Annotated in this window: 14 protein-coding genes; 6 read left to right on the forward strand and 8 right to left on the reverse strand. The window is 66.8% G+C overall.

The window, feature by feature from the left end; genetic code table 11:
• Window positions 1-9: 9 nt before the first annotated feature.
• From AC1DQR_RS17950 to AC1DQR_RS17960, 3 genes are read right to left on the reverse strand one after another with little or no spacing between them, the layout of a single operon-like run.
• Complete coding sequence (locus AC1DQR_RS17950) at window positions 10-903, reverse strand: enoyl-CoA hydratase/isomerase family protein (protein WP_477133464.1); 894 nt, start codon at window positions 901-903, stop codon at window positions 10-12.
• 46 nt (window positions 904-949) lie between these two features.
• Window positions 950-2,110, reverse strand: coding sequence for an acyl-CoA dehydrogenase family protein (locus tag AC1DQR_RS17955; protein ID WP_477133465.1), 1,161 nt, complete (start codon window positions 2,108-2,110; stop codon window positions 950-952).
• 46 nt (window positions 2,111-2,156) lie between these two features.
• A complete protein-coding gene (locus AC1DQR_RS17960) occupies window positions 2,157-3,776 on the reverse strand; it encodes an acyl-CoA carboxylase subunit beta (protein ID WP_477133466.1) in 1,620 nt (539 codons plus the stop codon).
• Between the two features lie 116 nt (window positions 3,777-3,892).
• Between AC1DQR_RS17960 and AC1DQR_RS17965 the strand changes: the two genes are divergently transcribed.
• From AC1DQR_RS17965 to AC1DQR_RS17980, 4 genes are all read left to right on the forward strand, one after another.
• On the forward strand, window positions 3,893-4,678 hold the full coding sequence (locus AC1DQR_RS17965) for an IclR family transcriptional regulator (protein WP_416050526.1): 786 nt from the start codon (window positions 3,893-3,895) through the stop codon (window positions 4,676-4,678).
• 1,159 nt (window positions 4,679-5,837) lie between these two features.
• Window positions 5,838-6,707 (forward strand): DUF2167 domain-containing protein, encoded by an 870-nt coding sequence (locus AC1DQR_RS17970; protein WP_416050527.1) that lies wholly within the window; start codon window positions 5,838-5,840, stop codon window positions 6,705-6,707.
• A 37-nt stretch (window positions 6,708-6,744) separates the two neighbouring features.
• Entirely contained in the window at window positions 6,745-7,479 is a 735-nt protein-coding gene (locus tag AC1DQR_RS17975; protein ID WP_416050528.1) for a site-2 protease family protein, read from the forward strand.
• Between the two features lie 49 nt (window positions 7,480-7,528).
• Complete coding sequence (locus AC1DQR_RS17980) at window positions 7,529-8,671, forward strand: tetratricopeptide repeat protein (RefSeq protein ID WP_416050529.1); 1,143 nt, start codon at window positions 7,529-7,531, stop codon at window positions 8,669-8,671.
• A gap of 68 nt (window positions 8,672-8,739) precedes the next feature.
• Here the strand turns inward: AC1DQR_RS17980 and AC1DQR_RS17985 are convergent, their stop codons facing one another.
• The 3 genes from AC1DQR_RS17985 to AC1DQR_RS17995 all read right to left on the reverse strand — a co-directional run bounded on the left by AC1DQR_RS17985 (window position 8,740) and on the right by AC1DQR_RS17995 (window position 9,818).
• On the reverse strand, window positions 8,740-9,234 hold the full coding sequence (locus tag AC1DQR_RS17985; RefSeq protein ID WP_174423971.1) for a hypothetical protein: 495 nt from the start codon (window positions 9,232-9,234) through the stop codon (window positions 8,740-8,742).
• A 92-nt stretch (window positions 9,235-9,326) separates the two neighbouring features.
• Window positions 9,327-9,575 carry a GlsB/YeaQ/YmgE family stress response membrane protein gene (locus tag AC1DQR_RS17990; RefSeq protein WP_017230370.1) on the reverse strand — a complete coding sequence of 83 codons (249 nt, stop codon included), beginning with the start codon at window positions 9,573-9,575 and terminating at the stop codon, window positions 9,327-9,329.
• A 60-nt stretch (window positions 9,576-9,635) separates the two neighbouring features.
• Complete coding sequence (locus AC1DQR_RS17995) at window positions 9,636-9,818, reverse strand: hypothetical protein (RefSeq protein ID WP_150993302.1); 183 nt, start codon at window positions 9,816-9,818, stop codon at window positions 9,636-9,638.
• 267 nt (window positions 9,819-10,085) lie between these two features.
• Between AC1DQR_RS17995 and AC1DQR_RS18000 the strand changes: the two genes are divergently transcribed.
• Entirely contained in the window at window positions 10,086-10,994 is a 909-nt protein-coding gene (locus AC1DQR_RS18000) for a DMT family transporter (protein ID WP_174423969.1), read from the forward strand.
• A 19-nt stretch (window positions 10,995-11,013) separates the two neighbouring features.
• On the opposite strand, the gene AC1DQR_RS18005 is transcribed toward AC1DQR_RS18000, so the two are convergent.
• Window positions 11,014-12,969, reverse strand: coding sequence for a methyl-accepting chemotaxis protein (locus AC1DQR_RS18005; RefSeq protein WP_477133467.1), 1,956 nt, complete (start codon window positions 12,967-12,969; stop codon window positions 11,014-11,016).
• Between the two features lie 356 nt (window positions 12,970-13,325).
• Here AC1DQR_RS18005 and AC1DQR_RS18010 point away from each other — a divergent pair, with 356 nt between their 5' ends.
• Window positions 13,326-13,577: a hypothetical protein gene (locus tag AC1DQR_RS18010; RefSeq protein ID WP_416050531.1), complete on the forward strand. Its 252-nt coding sequence runs from the start codon at window positions 13,326-13,328 to the stop codon at window positions 13,575-13,577.
• A 50-nt stretch (window positions 13,578-13,627) separates the two neighbouring features.
• Here the strand turns inward: AC1DQR_RS18010 and AC1DQR_RS18015 are convergent, their stop codons facing one another.
• Complete coding sequence (locus tag AC1DQR_RS18015; RefSeq protein ID WP_477133468.1) at window positions 13,628-17,110, reverse strand: error-prone DNA polymerase; 3,483 nt, start codon at window positions 17,108-17,110, stop codon at window positions 13,628-13,630.
• Window position 17,111 lies beyond the last annotated feature (1 nt).

Consider the following 17,111-nt stretch of genomic DNA (forward strand, 5'->3'; position numbering starts at 1 on the left):
TGGGTGCGTTCAGCCCTGCGTGGCCTGCGCCGCGCGCACGGCGGCGGCGTCAAAGCGCACCACCCACGCGGCATCGCGCTTGTCGCGGAAAGCCTGGATGCCCTCGGCGCCTTCGCTGCGCATGCATTGGGCGAACAGGTGCGAGGCTTCGTCCAGCAAGGCGCCCTGCGCAACCTGTCCGGTGCGCGCCACCAGCGGCTTGAAGGCGCGGTTGGCTTGCGGCCCGCAGCGGCAGATGCGCGTGAGCCACTCGGCCAGCAATGCATCGAGGGCGGCGCTGTCCTCGGCCAGCGCATCGGCCAGCCCCAGCGCCACCGCCGTGTCGCCGTTGACGCGCTCGCCAGACAAGCCGAGTCGCCGCGTGGCCGCCGCGCCAATGCGCGCCACCACGAAGGGCGCGATCTGCGCGGCAATGATGCCCAGCGATGTTTCCGACAAGGCAAAGCGCGCGTCGCGCGTGGCCAGCACGATATCGGCGGCGCAGCTCAGTCCCATGCCGCCGCCCATGGCCGCGCCCTCCACCGCCGCCACCACGGGCACGGGGAGCGCGGCCAGGCGCTGCATGAAGTAGCCGAACTCGCGGTTGCGGCTCGCCACCGGATCCTGCGGCGCATCGCCCGCGTCCAGCCTCGCCTTGAAATTACCGACGTTGCCGCCCGCGCAGAAGACGCCGCCGGCGCCGCGCAACACCAGCGCGCGCACCGTGGTGTCGGTCTCGGCGCGCGCCACGGCGCGCGCCAGCGCGGCGACCATTTCAGGCGCGAGCGCGTTGCGCGTGGCGGGCACGTTGAGGGTGACGAACAGCACGCCCTGGGCGTCACGCACGATCACGGCGTGGGCGTCATTGGCGAAATTGGCGCGATTGGCGAAATTGCCGGCATCGGTATAGGCTGCGTTGGTCATGGCTGGAGAGATGAGAAGACTTGGAACAGCAGGCGATGGCGGGCGGTCAGCCTTTTGCCATCAGCCCCATCTGCTTGGCGATCACGGTCAGCATCACCTCGTCGGCGCCGCCGCCGATGGAGCCGAGCCGGAAATCGCGGTACGCGCGCGAGGCATGGTTGTCCCACGTGTAGCCCATGCCGCCCTGGAACTGCATGCACCAGTCGGCCACCTCGCGCGACAGCCGCCCGGCCTTGAGCTTGGCCATGGACGCCAGCTCCACCACGTCGCCGCCGTCGATGTAGGTCCTGGTCGCCATGTAGACCAGCGCGCGCAGGGCTTCCATCTCGGTCTTGAGTTCGGCCAGCTTGAACTGGATGAACTGGTTGTCCAGCAAGGGCTTGCCAAAGGCGATGCGCTGGCGCAGGTAGTCGGCGGTTTCCTCGATCAGCGCGTTGCAGGCAAGCCGGCGCGCCGCGCCGTTCAGGCGTTCTTCCTGGAACTGCTTCATCTGGTAGATAAAGCCCATGCCCTCTTCGCCGATGCGGTTGCGCGCCGGCACCCGCACTTCGTCAAAGAAGATCTGCGCGGTGTCCGAGCACCACATGCCGAACTTCTTGATCTTCTGCACCTCGACGCCGGGGGTACGCTTGCCGCCTTGCTTGAGCGGCACGATGATCAGCGACTTGTTCTTGTGCACCGGGCCATCGGAGGTATTGCACAACAGGCAGATCCAGTCGGCCTGGGTGCCGTTGGTGATCCACATCTTGGAGCCGCTGATCACGTAGTCGTCGCCATCGCGGCGCGCGCGGGTCTTGAGCGATGCCACATCGGAGCCGGCACCGGCCTCCGACACGCCGATCGCCGCCACCGCCTCGCCGGCGATGGCCGGCGCCAGGAACTCGCGCTTGAGCGCATCGGAGCCGAAGGCCGTCAGCGCCGGCGTAGCCATGTCGGTCTGCACGCCCACCGCCATGCCGATGCCTTGCGCATGCACATAGCCCAGGGCCTCGGCAGCCGCCACCGCGTAGGAGAAGTCGAGGCCAAGGCCGCCGTACTCCACCGGCTTGGTGATGCCAAGGAAGCCGAGCTCGCCCATCTGCTTGAACAACGCGTGCGCGGGGAAGATCTCCGCGGCTTCCCACTCGTCGACATGCGGATCGATCTCGGCCGACACAAAGCGGCGGATGCTGTCCATGATGTTGCGATGGTCTTCGGTGTATAGCATGTGGGGGGTCTCCGGTTTTCTTGTCCGTGTGTTCGCGGCGCGGCGATCAGAACCGCGCCACGCCAAATTGCATGGCGCGCGGCGTGCGCGCTTCGGCCTCGCGGGCGGTAGCCAGCACGAAGGCCAGCACGGCGCGGGTGTCGCGCGGGTCGATCACGCCGTCGTCCAGCAACAGCCCGCTGGTGACGAAGGCGCTGGCCTGGCGCTCGAAGTTGGCGACGATCTCGCCGGTCTGCTGCGCCAGGCGCGCTTCGTCCACCGCCACGCCCTTGCGCTCAGCCTGCTGGCGCGCCACGATCTCCAGCGTCATGGCGGCCTGCTCGCCGCCCATCACCGCGGTGCGCGCGTTGGGCCACGAGAAGCAAAAGCGCGGGCGAAAGCCCCGGCCGCACATGCCAAAGTTGCCCGCGCCAAACGATGCGCCGCAGTAGATCGTCACCTGCGGCACCGTGGAGTTCGACAGTGCCTGGATCATCTTGGCGCCATGCTTGATCATGCCGGCTTCTTCCGAAGCGCGGCCAACGATAAAGCCGGTGGTGTTCTGCAGGAACACGATGGGCGTGCCGCTCTGGTTGCAGGCCTGGATAAACTGCGCGGCCTTGGTCGCGCCCGACGGGTCGATCGGGCCGTTATTGCTGATAAAGCCCACGGCATGGCCCTCGATGCGGCCACGGCCGCAGACGGTGGCCGTGCCATAGTCCGGCTTGAACGCAAGCCACGCGGAATCGTCGGTGAGGCGGCCGATGATCTCCAGCATGTCCACGGGCTTCTTCACATCCAGCGTCATCACGCCATCGAGCTCGCCCGCGTCCAGCCGCGGCGGCTGCGCCGGCTGGGGCAGCCGCGGCGCCACGACCGGCCAGTCCAGGCTGGCCACCACGTCGCGCGCCAGCGCGATGGCATGCTCGTCGTCCTCGGCCAGGAATTCCGCCAGGCCGCTGACGGTGGCGTGCAGGTCGGCACCGCCAAGCTCCTCATCGGTGGCGATCTCACCGGTGGCGGCCTTGAGCAGCGGCGGCCCGGCCAGGAAGGCACGGGCGCGGCCGCGCACCATCACCACGTAGTCGGACAAGCCCGGCATATAAGCCCCACCTGCGGTGGACGAGCCGTGCACCACTGTGATCACCGGCAGCCCAGCAGCGGACAAGCGCGCCAGGTTGTAGAAGATGCCGCCGCCGCGCACGAACTTGTCCACGCGGTACTTGCGCAGGTTGGCGCCGGCCGACTCCACCAGGTGGATGAACGGCAGGCGGTTTTCCAGGGCGATCTCCTGGCAGCGCATCAGCTTGAGGTTGCCGCCCTCGGTCATGGCGCCGGCATCGATGCCGGAATCGGTCGCTACCACCATCGCGCGCACGCCGTGGACAAAGCCGATGCCGGCCACCAGCGAGCCGCCGGGGATGGAGGTGTCGTGATCGGGATCATCCATGCCGTAGCCCGCCAGGTTGGCGATCGGCAAGAAGGCGGTAGCGGGATCCAGCAAGCGCGCCAGGCGCTCGCGCGGCAGCAACGCACCGCGCCTGGCGAAGGACGGGCGGGCACGTTCGGAAGCAGCAACGGCGCGCTGCTCCAGCGCGCGCAGCCGCTCGATCAGGGCTTGCATGCCAGCGCGCTGGCTGGCAAAGGCGGGACTGGCGGGATCGATCCGGGACTCGATGGGAAGCATGGCGCTGGGCATTGGACAAGGAATGCATCGATTCCAAACCACCCGCGGTGGCACGACAAGCGCAACATGGTGATTTGTGCATAATGTGCACAAACTCGTCTTTGATGCACCTCCGGATGCTGCCTGTGCCCGCCCTGCCTACGCCCTCGTCCCCGCCGCCACCGCCGCCCCGGCCGTCTCCAGCCATCCCCGGCGTCCAGAGCCTGGACCGCGCGTTTACCCTGCTCTGCCTGCTGGCCGAACACCACGAGTCGGGCCTGACCCTGCCGCAACTGGTGGCACAAGCCGGCATCGACCGCACCACGGCCCACCGCATGCTGCGCTACCTCACCCACGCGGGATTCGCCGTGCAGGACGAGCCAGGCAAGCGCTTCCGGCTGGGCATGGCGGCCATGGCGCTGGGCCTGCGCACCATGAACCGCTCGCCACTGGCCAGCGCCTGCGCCACGCGCATGAAGGCGCTGGCGCGCAAGACCGGCGATACGGTGTTCCTGATCGTGCGCATCGGCGACCATGGCTACTGCATGCACGCCGAGGAAGGCAGCCACCGCGTGCAGCATTTCCATCTGCTCAACGGGAGCACCCGGCTGCTGGGCCAGGGGACTGCCAGCATGGCGCTGCTGGCCAAGCTCGAGGATGAGGAGATCGTCGCGCACTATGAACGGCATCGGGCTGAGTACGAGGGCAGCGGGCTTAGCTTGCTCAAGCTGCAGCGCGGTGTGGAGCGCAGTCGCAAGCTGGGGTATGCGCTGGCTGGCGCGGGGGGTGTGGCGGGGGTGGGGTATGCGTTTGCCTTGCCTTTTGCCGGGGAAGCGGCGATCAGTATTGTGTCTACGGCTTCGCGGATGCCGGTGGCTCGGCGGCATGAGATTGGGGGGATGATTAGGGGAGTGTTTGGGTGAGTTTTGGTTTTTTGGGTTGGTCGCTGTTTGTTTGGGCGGCGTTGGTTTTTGGACCCAAGTGCCATACGACATCCCCCTGCGGGGGGCGTTGCGGCTTATTTCGTCGGCGGTGGCATCTTGCACCCAAAAGCCATACGACATCCCCCTGCGGGGGCTGCCGGTCACTCTTCTTTGCGTCGGCAAAGAAGACTAACGAGAAGAAAGCCGACCCTGCCGGGAGCAGAGCAATCAGGCTGTCCTGCCTCGGTGGTTGCGTCGTGCGGCCCGGAGTGTTGGCTAGCGAATCCTACCGGCCCCAAGGGCATCATTTCTGCATGACCCATGGGTTACGTGGTGCGGCCCTTGACCTCGTACGCGGTGACCATTCACACATCTGCCGTTCGCGGGGCGAGGGGCTGCGCCGTTTCGGGTGTGGCTGGTTTCGTGGTTTTGTCTCGGAGGACGAGCGCCGTGGGTGCGAGCGCGGCCCTCGCGCACGGGCCACGGTGCCCACCACGAAACCAGGGGGGCCGAGAGTAAGGCGCCGGTAGTCCCGGTACGGCAGGGCATCAAATACCCGGGCGCCCGCCGTCAGAGACAAAACCACGAAACCACCAAGGCAGGCAGGATCGTGGCGCTGCGCACCGCGAACGGCAGATGCCCGAACGCGCACCGCGCAAAGCGATCAGGGGCACCACCACGTGACCATTGGGTCATTCCGTAGTGATGACCTCCAAGCCGGTATGGCAAAGGCCAGCCAACACTACGGGCCGTACGACGCAACCACCTACGCCCACAAGCCCGATTGCTCTGCGCCCGGCAGGGTCGGCTTTCTTCTCGTTAGTCTTCTTTGCCGACGCAAAGAAGAGTGACCGGCAGCCCCCGCAGGGGGATGTCGTATGGCCCTTGGGTGCAAAAACCATCGCCGTACAAAGAAAAAGCAACCAACCCAGCAGAGCAATATCCCCTTTCCCTGCCGCAAATAAAAAAAACGCTAAAATCACCACCCACCGGAATATCAGGCAATTGCACTGCATGCGAGGCCACTGGAAGCCCCCCTTCCCCCAGCCATCCCAGGCAGTGCTGCAAAAAACAAACAAATAATCAAGTGAAGGGAGAAGTCATTGTGGGAATGATGGGTCATGAATTGCGTGGCATGCTGGCCGGCCTGGCATGCGGGATGAGCCTCCTTGCTTCCGGCAGCCTGCTGGCGCAAGGCAGCGAGAGCAAGGAAAAGGAGATGGAGGCAGCCTGGCAGGCAGCGCAGTCCAGCGCCCAGGCGGGTCCGGCCACGGTGAAGCTGGGCGAGCAGGCCACACTGAAGCTGCCGGCCAAGGAAGTCTTCATCCCCCAGCCGGCCGCCGGCAAGCTCATGCACGCCATGGGCAATCTCACCGATGAGCGGCTGCTCGGCCTGGTGCTGCCCACTGGCGACGACGACTGGATGGTGGTAGCCAAGTACGAGCCCTCGGGCTACATCCGTGACGACGACGCCAAGGACTGGAATGTCGACGATCTCTTCAAATCGCTCAAGGAAGGCACGGAAGCCGCCAACGAGGAGCGGGAGAAGCGCGGCATCAGCGGGCTTGAGATCGTCGGCTGGGTGGAGCGGCCCCACTATGAGGCGGCCAGCCATCGGCTGATCTGGTCGATGTCGGCACGCGAGAAGGGCCAGCCGGCCGATGCCCCGCAATCCGTCAACTACAACACCTATGCGCTCGGGCGGGAAGGCTACGTCAGCCTGAACCTGATCACCGCGCGCGACCAGGTCGACGCCAACAAGCCCGTGGTGCGCACGTTGCTGTCCAACCTCGACTTCTCCGAGGGCAAGGCCTATGCGGATTTCAATTCCGGCACCGACAAGGTGGCGGAATACGGGCTGGCCGCGCTGATCGGCGGGGTAGCGGCGAAGAAGCTGGGGCTGCTGGCCATCCTGGCGGCGTTCTTCGCCAAGTTCGCCAAGGTGATCATGCTGGCAGTGGCGGGCATCGGCTATTCCGCCACCAAGTGGTTCAAGCGCAAGCCGTCCGGTCCCGCAGAGCCGAAGTGAAGCCGCATTCCTGCCCGTTGGCGACGGAGTGGTACCCATGACCAAACTGCTGCTCCTGCTCATGGGCGGGCTGAAGATGGGCAAGCTGCTGACCACGGGCGGCACCATGCTGCTGTCGATCGGCGCTTATGCGCTGATCTTCGGCTGGCGCTATGCCGTCGGCTTCGTGCTGCTGATCTTTGTCCACGAGATGGGCCATTTCCTGGCCGCGCGCCGCCGCGGGCTGGCCGTGGGCGCGCCCACCTTCATTCCGTTCGTCGGGGCCTGGGTCGAACTCAAGGACCAGCCGGTCGACGTCGAGACCGAGGCCTATATCGGGCTGGCGGGGCCGGTGGTTGGCACCCTGGGCGCGCTGGCCTGCTATTACATCGGCCGCGGCACCGGCAGCGGCCTGATGCTGGCGCTGGCCTATGCGGGCTTCTTTATCAACCTGTTCAACCTGATCCCGCTCTCGCCGTTCGATGGCGGGCGCGTCACCGCGGTGCTGTCGCCGCGCATCTGGTTCCTTGGCGTGCCGGTGCTGGTGGCGATGTTCCTGTGGCGCCCCAGCCCGATCCTGATCCTGGTGGCGCTGCTGGCGGCCCCGCAGCTGCTCAAGGCCTGGCGCTACGATCCGCAGGCCCCGGAGAACCGCGCCTACTACACCATCAGCGCGGAAATGCGCCTGACCTATACGCTGTACTACCTCGGGCTGGTGGCGTTCCTGGCGGTCATGAGCCATGACCTGCACGGCATGCTGGGCAGCCTGCGCGCCGGCGGCATGGGCGCCTGAGCGCCCGAATCCAATCGCCCGAATCCAATTCAACTTGAATACCAAGACAATGAGAAGCAAAACACTTTACCTGAAGGGCGCAGTCCTGTTGGCTGTGGCAACCATTCCCGCCATGACCCTGGCGCGTGACTACCGCCAGCCGGGCACGCTCGGCGAAGGCGCGCAGGTGCACCGGTTCGTGCTGCGCGATCCGGCTACCGACCGGCCCCTGCCCGAGGCCCGCTACCGCTTGTTCCTGCCGGGCCATCGGATCGCAGGCGTCACGCCGAAGCCGAACGAGCAGGACAGTGTGATCTTCGGCGTCACCGACAAGCAGGGCAATACCGTGTCGGTGCGGCTGCCCAAGCGCTATCCAAAGGGCAAGTGGATCCTCAACCCGATCATCGGCGAAGGGGATTTCGGGGAGTCGTTTTTGCTGCGCGGCGAGACCAGCAACCATCCCATGGGCGGCCTGCCCTATGTGCTCGACCTCAAGGACGGTTTCCTGTTCTGCAACAGGACGGATAGCCGCGGCTATACCTACTATGCGCAAAGCCACAAGGCCCAGACGATCAGCCTGGACTATGAATTTGGCAGTATGGAACCGGCCCAATATGCCTGGTGCAAGCGCCAGTCCGAGACCATCGCCGCCCTGCCCGCCAGCGCCGGGCCGGCGGCCGTGTTCCGGCAGATGCTGGCCAGCTACGAGGCCGGCAAAGACGAAATCAGTACGGATTTCCAGGTGCGCGTGCGGCGCAAGCTGATCGACCTGGCGATTGCCGGCCGGGACGACAGGCAGCTGGATATCGCGCTTGGCCTGGCGCCGCTTGCCAAGGAGAACCTGAACGAGGTTGGCTATTCGCTGGTCGATGCGAACTGGATGGTCGGGCGCGGCATGGCAATGATCGACGAGGCGCTGGTTCACTCGCCGGACGACCCATTTATCCTCGACAGCAAAGGCTGGGCACTGTTCCGCCTGGGCCAGCCGGAGCAGGCGCTCGGCTACATGGAGCAATCGCTGGCCGCCTTTGGCGAGGGCACCGAGAGCAACCTCGGCGCACGCGTGGAAGGCCTGGTGCACAAGGGCGAAACGCTGTGGCAACTGAATCGCAAGGACGAGGCGCGCGCCGCGTTTGCGATGGCGACTCACCTGTCGCCCGATGACGAAACGCTGCTGAGCACGCTGGCGCGCCTGCAGGTGGAACTGCCGTAAGCACACCGCCCCGCGCTAAGGTCGCGGGGCGCCACGACCAGGCCTTCAAGCCATGCCAGCCCAGATACTCAGCCCTGCTGGTGTTCCTTGAACTTGGCCAGCGCAATGGCCAGCGCGGCGCTCCCGATCGTCTTGACCAGCGTGGGGTGCTGCGCGTAGAAGCCGGCGATCTGGTCGACGATGCCCGGATGGACCTGCTCGGCGTGAGTGGCGATCTCCTGCACCTGCGCCGGGCTCAGCTGGCTGGCCTGCTCGGGCGTGACCTGGGTCGCGCCGGGCTGCAGCAGATTGCCCAGTGCGCCGCCTGCCGCCCCGGACAACACCGCCGGCCCGAGCGTTGCCAGCAGTTGGTTAAGCATGCCAGCTTGCTGCGCACCGTTGGACTGGCCGAACAACTCCCCCACCATATTGCCGAAGGCCGGCGTCTGATCCGAATGGAAAGCGCCGGCCAGCAACTGGCCAAGCGCGCCCTCCGGGGCGTTCTGCGCGATGTGGTCCACCTGCTGCTCGGGATTGCCGCCCAGGGCGGAGGCTGCGTTCTGCAAAAAGTCCATCAGGCTCATGATCGGGTTCCGTGATCTGCGTTGCGGGTGCTGCTGCTTGGTGCTTGGTGCTTGGTTCTTGCTGTTGGCGTATCGCCATCAGCGGCTCGGGGCTAGCTCTTCTTGCTGATCAGGTGATAGGCCAGCAGCAGGATCACCGCGCCTACCACGGCGCCGATAAAGCCTGCCGACTGCCCCGGGCGATACCAGTGCAGGGCTTGCCCAAGAAAGGTGGCCGCCAACGCGCCGCCAATGCCAAGCGCGGCCGTGAGGAAGAACCCGCTGGGGCCGTTGCCCGGGGTAATGGCACGCGCTACGAGCCCGGCGACAAAGCCGATAAGAATGGTCCAGATCAGGTGCATGGCGTCAGGAGAAAAGAAAAAGGGGTGCGCCCCCAGCGGAGCGCACCCTGAACCCGCGCATTACTGCGCGGCGGACTTGGCCGGCGTTGCCGCCTTGGTATGCTTGGTGCTGCTGTGTGTCTTGCTCTTGTGCGCGCTCTTTTCGACCTTGGCAGGCGCCTTGGGGGCGTCGGCGGCCGGTGCCTGGGCGAAAGCACCAGCAGCGAAGAGTCCGAGGGTCAGGATGGCGAGTACCTTCTTCATGTCTATCTCCAGGTGAGGCGCGCAACTTGCGCGTTGCCTGTAAAAACGGCCCGATGGCAGCGCGTGTTGACAGCGAAAACACAGCGCTATGTAACAGTTCGTATCCGGGTGGTGCGGATGGTGGGAAGACTAGCGCAACGCATCCGCCAACAGCACGCCGGTCACAATCGTTTGCAATTCACGCCTGCGGCATAATGCCGGCAGAAAACAAGACAAACAAAACAACAAGAAGAACAACAAGAATACGAACAGGACGACAACCTTCCGATGACCACTTCCGCCGCCGGCCGCGCCCGGCTTGACTGGGGCACGCTTGGCCTGCTGACATTCCCGCCGCTGAGCTGGGCCGGCAACGCCATCGTCGGCCACTACGCCGCCGGCGCCATCCCGCCGATCACGCTGAACTTTGCCCGGTGGGCGCTGGCCGGGCTGCTGCTCGCGCCCTATGTCTGGCGAGGCGTGCGCGAGCATGCCGCCACGCTGCGCCAGCATGCCGGGGTGATTGCCGCCATGGGCATGCTCTCCGTCTCGGTCTACAACGCCATGCAGTACCTGGCGTTGACCACGTCGTCGCCGATCAACGTGACGCTGATCGGCGCTTCCGCCCCGATCTTCTTGCTGATCATCGGCGCGCTGTTCTTCCGCGAGCGGGTACGCGGCTGGCATGTGGTGGGTGCCCTGCTATGCCTGGCCGGCGTGGGCGTGGTGATGCTGCGCGGGGATCCCGGGCGGCTGGCCCAGCTGGATTTCGTGGCCGGCGATCTGTTCATGCTGGCGGGCACCATCACCTGGAGCGCTTACACCTGGCTGCTGCGCAAGAAGCGCCCGGACTTGCCGCTGGCCGTGCTGCTGTTTGCGCAGATCGTGACGGGCGTGGCGGCCTGCGTGCCGTTCGTCGCGTGGGAGCTGCTGTCGGGAAGCGTGCCGATTCACTGGAACGGCAAGGCCCTCGGCATCCTGGTGTATGTGGCAACAATCCCCTCGCTGCTGGCCTACTTTGCCTGGGACCGTGCCATTGCCCGCGCCGGGGCGCAGCTGCCGGTGTTCTTCTTCACGCTCACACCTGTCTTTGCCGCGCTGATGTCTTCCGCGCTGCTGGGCGACTGGCCGCGCTGGTATCACGCGGCCGGGCTGGGCGCCATCGTGGCCGGCATCTGGATCGCCAACCGGCGCTGAACGCGCCGCCGCACTCCTCCTAAGCGGCAACCGCCGGATCCAGCCGGAACACCGCCACCGAACGCTCCATGCGCTGCGCTTGCTCCTTGAGCGCATCGGCTGCGGCGGCGGCCTGCTCGACCAGCGCCGCGTTCTGCTGCGTGACCTGATCCATCTGCGTCACGGCCTGGTTGACCTGGGCAATGCCGCTGCTCTGCTCCTGGGACGCGCGGCTGATCTCGTCCATCATGACGGTCACGCGCTTGACCGCGGCAACGATGCTGTCCATGGTGGCGGTGGCATCGCCTGCCAGCGCCGAGCCGGCCTCGACCCGCTGCACCGACTGCGAGATCAGCGTGCGGATCTCCTTGGCGGAGCTGCCGGCGCGCTGCGCCAGGCTGCGCACCTCGGTGGCCACCACGGCGAAGCCGCGCCCGTACTCGCCGGCGCGCGCCGCTTCCACCGCGGCGTTGAGCGCCAGGATGTTGGTCTGGAACGCGATGCCGTCGATCACCGCGATGATGTCGACGATGCGCTTGGAATCGTCCTCGATCTCGCCCATGGTCCGCAGCACGCGGCCCACCGAGGTCCCGCCGGCCACGGCGATGTCGCAGGCCTCGCCCGCCAGCGCGCTGGCCTGGTCCGCGCTGCTGGCGTTCTGCCGCACGATCGCGGTGAGCTGCTCCATGCTGGCGGCCGTCTGCTGCAGCGACGAGGCCTGCTCCTCCGTGCGCTGCGACAGGTCCAGGTTGCCTTGCGCGATCTCGCCGGCGGCCACCAGCACGTTCTGCGCGCCGACCTTGGTATCGCCGATCAGCGCGCGCCAGGTGTCCACCAGCGACAGCAGGTGCCGCTTGACGTGGCTCAGTTCGTCGCTGCCACGCACCTCCAGCGTGATGGCCAGGTCGCCGGCGTTGATCCGGTCCACCATGCCGGCCACTTGCTGCACGTCGGCGCGCATGCCGTGGCTGAAGCCGGCGAACAGGTAGAACGCCGCGCCCACGGCCAGCAGAGCGACCCCGGCCAGCACCTCGAGCTGCAGCATATCGGCAGCGATGCGCTGCTCCAGCATGTCGCGGGCAATCCCGGAAAACGCCTTGTTGACCGAGGAGACCGCGTTGATGGCCGCCGTCGCCTCGTCGAAATAGGGCTTGGCCTCGATGGCGATGCCGCCGCTGCCGAGCATCTTTTCCTTCAGCGTGCGGTAGAAGGTATCCATCGCGGCCAGTTGCGCGAGCGCGCCTTCCACCCGCGGGCGATACGCCGGGGCGCCGCGCATCACGCGGTCGATGTCACGCCGCACGGATTCCAGCCCGTCCTGGATCTGCTCGCCCAGCGCGGCCAGCTCGGCTTGCTGCGCCGCGTCAGAGTATCCACCCTGGCTGATGATGGCCGCGCCCCTGCCGCGTGCCAGCGCGCTCAGCTCGGCCAGCTTGGGCATCTGTCCCACCATCAGCGTCACCAGGTAGTACGAGCCGCTGTCGGGATCGAGCGCGAGCGAAGAGCGGTCGGCCACATCGCCGATAAACAGCCGCGTCTGCTTGACCAGCGCGCTGTGCATGTCGAACAGCGCGCCGGCTGTGACGTTCAGGCCCGTTTCATGCATGCGTTGCCACGACTGCTCCAGCTTGCGTGCGTCAGGCATGACATCGAAGCGCGCGGCCTCGCCGGCTTGCTTCACCAGCTCGCCAAGGTGTGCGGCGGCCTTCGCATCGGCACCGTCAAACGTCGCGCGAAACGCCGCGTTGCCAGCGAGCACGGCATTGGCCGCGCCGCGACGGACCTGCGTCTCGCGCATGAAATCGAGCGCGCGGTCGACAATGGCAAGGCCGCTCAGTTCGTCCTGCGAGGCGCGGATCGTCTGCACTGACAGGCTCAGCACCGCATAGAGCGAACCGCCAAGCGGGATCAGGAACAGGATGGCCAGCAACAGCAGCTTGCGGGTGATGGTGAGGCGCGCCATCAGGCGCACGGCGGGGGAGAGAAAAGTAGCCACGAAGATCCCAAGAAATCGCTTGCATGCGTCTTGTATCGGCTAGCTGAACGCTGACTGAAGCGCGCTTTCCCGGCTTTTTTCGCATGCACAAAGGCGGGGCTGAAAAAGCACAAGGCGGGTGCAGAATGCACGCTAAACGGGCGAAAAATCAGCACGCGCAGGCAAGGAACGGAGATCAGGCTGACACAAAACAGACGCAAAACCGACGTACAACGAAGGGATCGCGAACGCAGCGCGGCGGGCGGGCAAAGATCAGAAGAAACACCTGAACCAATGCCGCCTGGCGCTGTCTTTCCGTAGGCGGTTCTGCCCCTGCCGGGCCGCGCGATCAGGATGTTCAACCCCAGGAGATGGCGATGTTAAGCCCCCACGAATTTGCCACCTTGCTGCTAGTCCACGATGTGCAGGATCGACTGGAACTCGATCCCGTGGACCTGGAAGCACTGCTCGAACGCGGCCTCGTGTCGCTGGAAGAATGCGCGGCCGACCGCTGGTGCCCACGCATTACCGAGCACGGCTACGCGCTGCTGCGCGCGGTCGGCTGGCAGGGGGAGATGAACCGGGCACGTCGTGGCGAAGCGCGTGGGCACGAGGCGCCCGCGCAGTAACTCGGTTATGCGGTTATGCGGCTACGCCCCGATCACGCCCCAATCACGCCCTAGTGAAAATCGCGGCTGGACACCATCAGGCGGCCCAGCAGCGGGCTCAGGTCCACCAGTTCCTGCGCCACCAGATGCCTGACCTCGCCCTGGCGCTGCCACATGCCGATCACCCCCAGCAGCTTCGCGCCCAGCACTTCCTTGCGCTGGCGCTCGATCAGGTCCGGCCACAGGATCACGTTGATCGCGCCGGTTTCGTCCTCGATCGAGGTAAAGATGGTGCCGCCGGCCGTGGATGGCCGCTGCCGCACCGTGACGATGCCGCAGGCACGCACCTGCCGGTTGTTGCCGCAGCGGGACAAATCCTGCGCCGTGGCGTAATGCATCGCGGCCAGCCGCGGCCGCAGCAGCGCCAGCGGATGCGACTTGAGCGACAGGCCCGTGCTGGCGTAATCGGCCGCCACATCCTCGCCCAGGCGCGGCGCGGGGAGCGATAGCTCGCCCTCGGGCGGCGGCGCCTCATAGAGCAGGTCGTGATGCGCGGCCTGCAGCGCCGCGGCGCGCGCCTGCCAGCGCGCCTGGCGGCGATGCCCGGCGAGGCTGGCCAACGCATCTGCGGCGGCCAGCGCGTCGATGTCGTGCCGGTCCAGCCGCGCGCGCAGCACCAGGTCTTCCACGCTGGCGAACGGCGCCTCGGCGCGGGCCAGTTCGATCCGCCCGGCCGCCGCCTCGCGCATGCCGTTCACGCGGTTCAGGCCAAGCCGCACCGCCGGCTGAGCGCGCTGGTGGGCGCGCGCTGGCGCACCGCTGGCCGCATGCTCCAGCGTGCTTGCCCAGCCGCTCACCGTCACATCCACCGGATACGTGCGCACGTGGTGCCGGTGCGCATCCTGCACGAGTTGCGACGCCGAGTAGAACCCCATCGGCTGGCTGTTGAGCAGCGCGCACAGGAAGGCCGCCGGATGGTGGCACTTGATCCACGCGCTGATATAGACCAGCTTGGCGAAGCTGGCGGCATGGCTTTCCGGAAAGCCGTATTCGCCAAACCCTTCGATCTGCTTGCAGATGGCCAGCGCAAAAGCCTCCGGGTACTTGTTGCGGGTGAGCGCCCTGACCAGCGCATCCTGGTGCTGTTTCAGGTCGCCCTTGCGCCGCCACGCCGCCATGGAGCGGCGCAGCTGGTCGGCCTGCCCCGGCGTAAAACCGGCGGCGTCGATGGCCAGTTGCATCACCTGCTCCTGGAAGATCGGCACGCCCAGCGTGCGGCCCAGCACCTTCTCGATGACGTCGTTGTGGTACGCCGGCGGCTTGCCGGTGCGCCGCACCTGCTCGCGCCGCTTCAGGTAGGGATGCACCATGCCGCCCTGGATCGGGCCGGGCCGCACGATGGCCACTTCCACCACCAGGTCGTAATACTTGCGCGGCAAGAGGCGCGGCAGCATCGACTGCTGCGCACGCGACTCCACCTGGAACACGCCAATGGTGTCGGCGGCGCAGATCATGTCGTAGGTTTGCGGATCGTCCTTGGGCACGTCTTCCATCCGGTACGGCGCGCCCGAGCGCGTGGGGATCATCGTCAGCGCGCGGCGGATGGCCGAGAGCATGCCAAGCGCCAGCACGTCCACTTTCAAGAGGCCCAGCGATTCCAGGTCGTCCTTGTCCCACTGGATCACGCTGCGGTTTTCCATGGCCGCGTTCTCTATCGGCACCAGCCGCGACAGCTTGTGCCGCGCAATCACAAAGCCGCCCACGTGCTGCGACAAATGGCGCGGAAAGCCGCGCAGTTGCGTGGTCAGGCTGGCCCACTGCCGCACCGCCGGCGCGTCCGGGTCCAGCCCGTACTGCGAAATGCGCTCCAGGAAGGTCTTGCCGCCATCCCACCATGCCTGCCCCTTGACCACCTGCTCGATCACGCTGGCATCGATGCCCAGCGCCCGGCCCACGTCGCGCAGCGCGCTGCGCGAGCGATAGGTGATCAGCGATGCCGCCAGCGCGGCGCGGTGGCGGCCGTATTTCTCGTAGATGTACTGGATGACTTCTTCGCGCCGCTGGTGCTCGAAGTCCACATCGATGTCCGGCGGCTCGTCGCGCTCGCGCGAGAGAAAACGGCCGAACAGCAGGTTGGCATCCTTGGGATCGACCTCGGTGATGAACAGGCAATAGCAGACCAGCGAATTGGCTGCCGAGCCGCGGCCCTGGCACAGGATGCCGCGGCCGCGGGCAAAGCGCACGATGTCGTGCACGGTGAGGAAGAACGGCTCGTACTGCTTTTCGCGGATCAGCGCGAGCTCCTCCTTCAGCTGCTTGCGCCATTTGGGCTTGAGCCCTTTGGGGAAGCGCCGCAGCACGCCTTTCATGGTCTCGCGGCGCAGGTAGCTGAATGGCGTCTCGCCCGGGGGCACCAGTTCCTCCGGGTACTCGTAGCGCAGCGACGCCAGCGAGAAGTCGCACATGGCGGCAACCCGCAACGTCTGCGCCAGCGCCTCGCGCGGGTACAGGCGCGACAAGCGCTGGCGCATGCGCAGGTGCTGCTCGGCATTGGGCGCCAGCGCCATGCCGCATTCGGCCAGGGGCTGGCCCACGCGGATCGCGCTCAGCACGTCCGACAGCGGCTTGCGCGAGCGCACATGCATGGTCACCGCGCCGGATGCCGCCAGGGGCACGCCGGTCAGCGCGGCGGCTTGCTCCAGACGCAGCCGGTGCGTGGCATCGGCATAGCCCTGCAATTGCTCGAGCGCGATCCAGCCGCGCTCGCCAAACGTCTGCCGCATCCATTGGGCTTGCCCCAGCAGCTCGCCGGGGTCCGGGCAATACGTAGGCAGCAGCAGCGCCAGGCAATCGGGCATGCCGCGCAGGTGGGCCTGGTCCGGCTGCGGCGCGGCGATGTCGTCGGGATGCAGCGCGTAGGCGCCCTTTTGCACGCGCGTGCGGCCCAGCGTGATCAACTCGCTCAGGTTGCCAAAGCCTTCGCGATTTTGCGCCAGCAGCACCAGCCGCAGCACGGGCCGGCCCGCGTGGTCGGTGAGCGTGAAGCGGCTGCCGATCAGCAGGCGGAAATCCTGCGCGGCACGGGCCAGGTCAAGCAGGCGATCATGCCGGCGCAGGCGGGCCTGCAAGGCGTCATCGGCGCTCCCGGTGGCAGTGGCGTCCGGCGCGGCGGGGCATTCGCCATCCCCTTGATGTTCGCCGTCTTCGTCGCCGCCCTCCTCCGGCTCCTCCGCTGCCTCGTCCTCATCCTCCCGCAGCCCGGCGGCCAACCGCGCCGCGCTGCGCTCGGCCGCATCGCGGGTGCGTTCGCGCAGGTCCTTCAGCGCATGGTGCGCGCGGGCCGTGCCCGCCACCGAGCACTCGTCGGTCAGCGCCAGGCCGCGGTAGCCGAGCGCAAACGCGCGCTCGATCAGCTCGACCGGATGTGACGCCCCGTCCAGGAAGGTGAAATTGGAGATGCAATGCAGCTCCACATAGTCGGGCAACGCCGGCAGCAGCGCGGAAAGCGCCGGCGGCAAAGCGGAGAATGAAGGGTTGGCTGGCTGGCTCGACATG

This window comes from Cupriavidus sp. 05L411 (assembly GCF_056398045.1).

What these genes read in the sequence shown, in the direction of transcription:
- AC1DQR_RS17950 (WP_477133464.1), bottom strand. Translation starts at nt 903, where the DNA reads ATGACCAACGCAGCCTATACCGATGCCGGCAATTTCGCCAATCGCGCC.
- AC1DQR_RS17955 (WP_477133465.1), bottom strand. Translation starts at nt 2,110, where the DNA reads ATGCTATACACCGAAGACCATCGCAACATCATGGACAGCATCCGCCGC.
- AC1DQR_RS17960 (WP_477133466.1), bottom strand. Translation starts at nt 3,776, where the DNA reads ATGCTTCCCATCGAGTCCCGGATCGATCCCGCCAGTCCCGCCTTTGCC.
- AC1DQR_RS17965 (WP_416050526.1), top strand. Translation starts at nt 3,893, where the DNA reads ATGCTGCCTGTGCCCGCCCTGCCTACGCCCTCGTCCCCGCCGCCACCG.
- AC1DQR_RS17970 (WP_416050527.1), top strand. Translation starts at nt 5,838, where the DNA reads ATGAGCCTCCTTGCTTCCGGCAGCCTGCTGGCGCAAGGCAGCGAGAGC.
- AC1DQR_RS17975 (WP_416050528.1), top strand. Translation starts at nt 6,745, where the DNA reads ATGACCAAACTGCTGCTCCTGCTCATGGGCGGGCTGAAGATGGGCAAG.
- AC1DQR_RS17980 (WP_416050529.1), top strand. Translation starts at nt 7,529, where the DNA reads ATGAGAAGCAAAACACTTTACCTGAAGGGCGCAGTCCTGTTGGCTGTG.
- AC1DQR_RS17985 (WP_174423971.1), bottom strand. Translation starts at nt 9,234, where the DNA reads ATGAGCCTGATGGACTTTTTGCAGAACGCAGCCTCCGCCCTGGGCGGC.
- AC1DQR_RS17990 (WP_017230370.1), bottom strand. Translation starts at nt 9,575, where the DNA reads ATGCACCTGATCTGGACCATTCTTATCGGCTTTGTCGCCGGGCTCGTA.
- AC1DQR_RS17995 (WP_150993302.1), bottom strand. Translation starts at nt 9,818, where the DNA reads ATGAAGAAGGTACTCGCCATCCTGACCCTCGGACTCTTCGCTGCTGGT.
- AC1DQR_RS18000 (WP_174423969.1), top strand. Translation starts at nt 10,086, where the DNA reads ATGACCACTTCCGCCGCCGGCCGCGCCCGGCTTGACTGGGGCACGCTT.
- AC1DQR_RS18010 (WP_416050531.1), top strand. Translation starts at nt 13,326, where the DNA reads ATGTTAAGCCCCCACGAATTTGCCACCTTGCTGCTAGTCCACGATGTG.
- AC1DQR_RS18015 (WP_477133468.1), bottom strand. Translation starts at nt 17,110, where the DNA reads ATGTCGAGCCAGCCAGCCAACCCTTCATTCTCCGCTTTGCCGCCGGCG.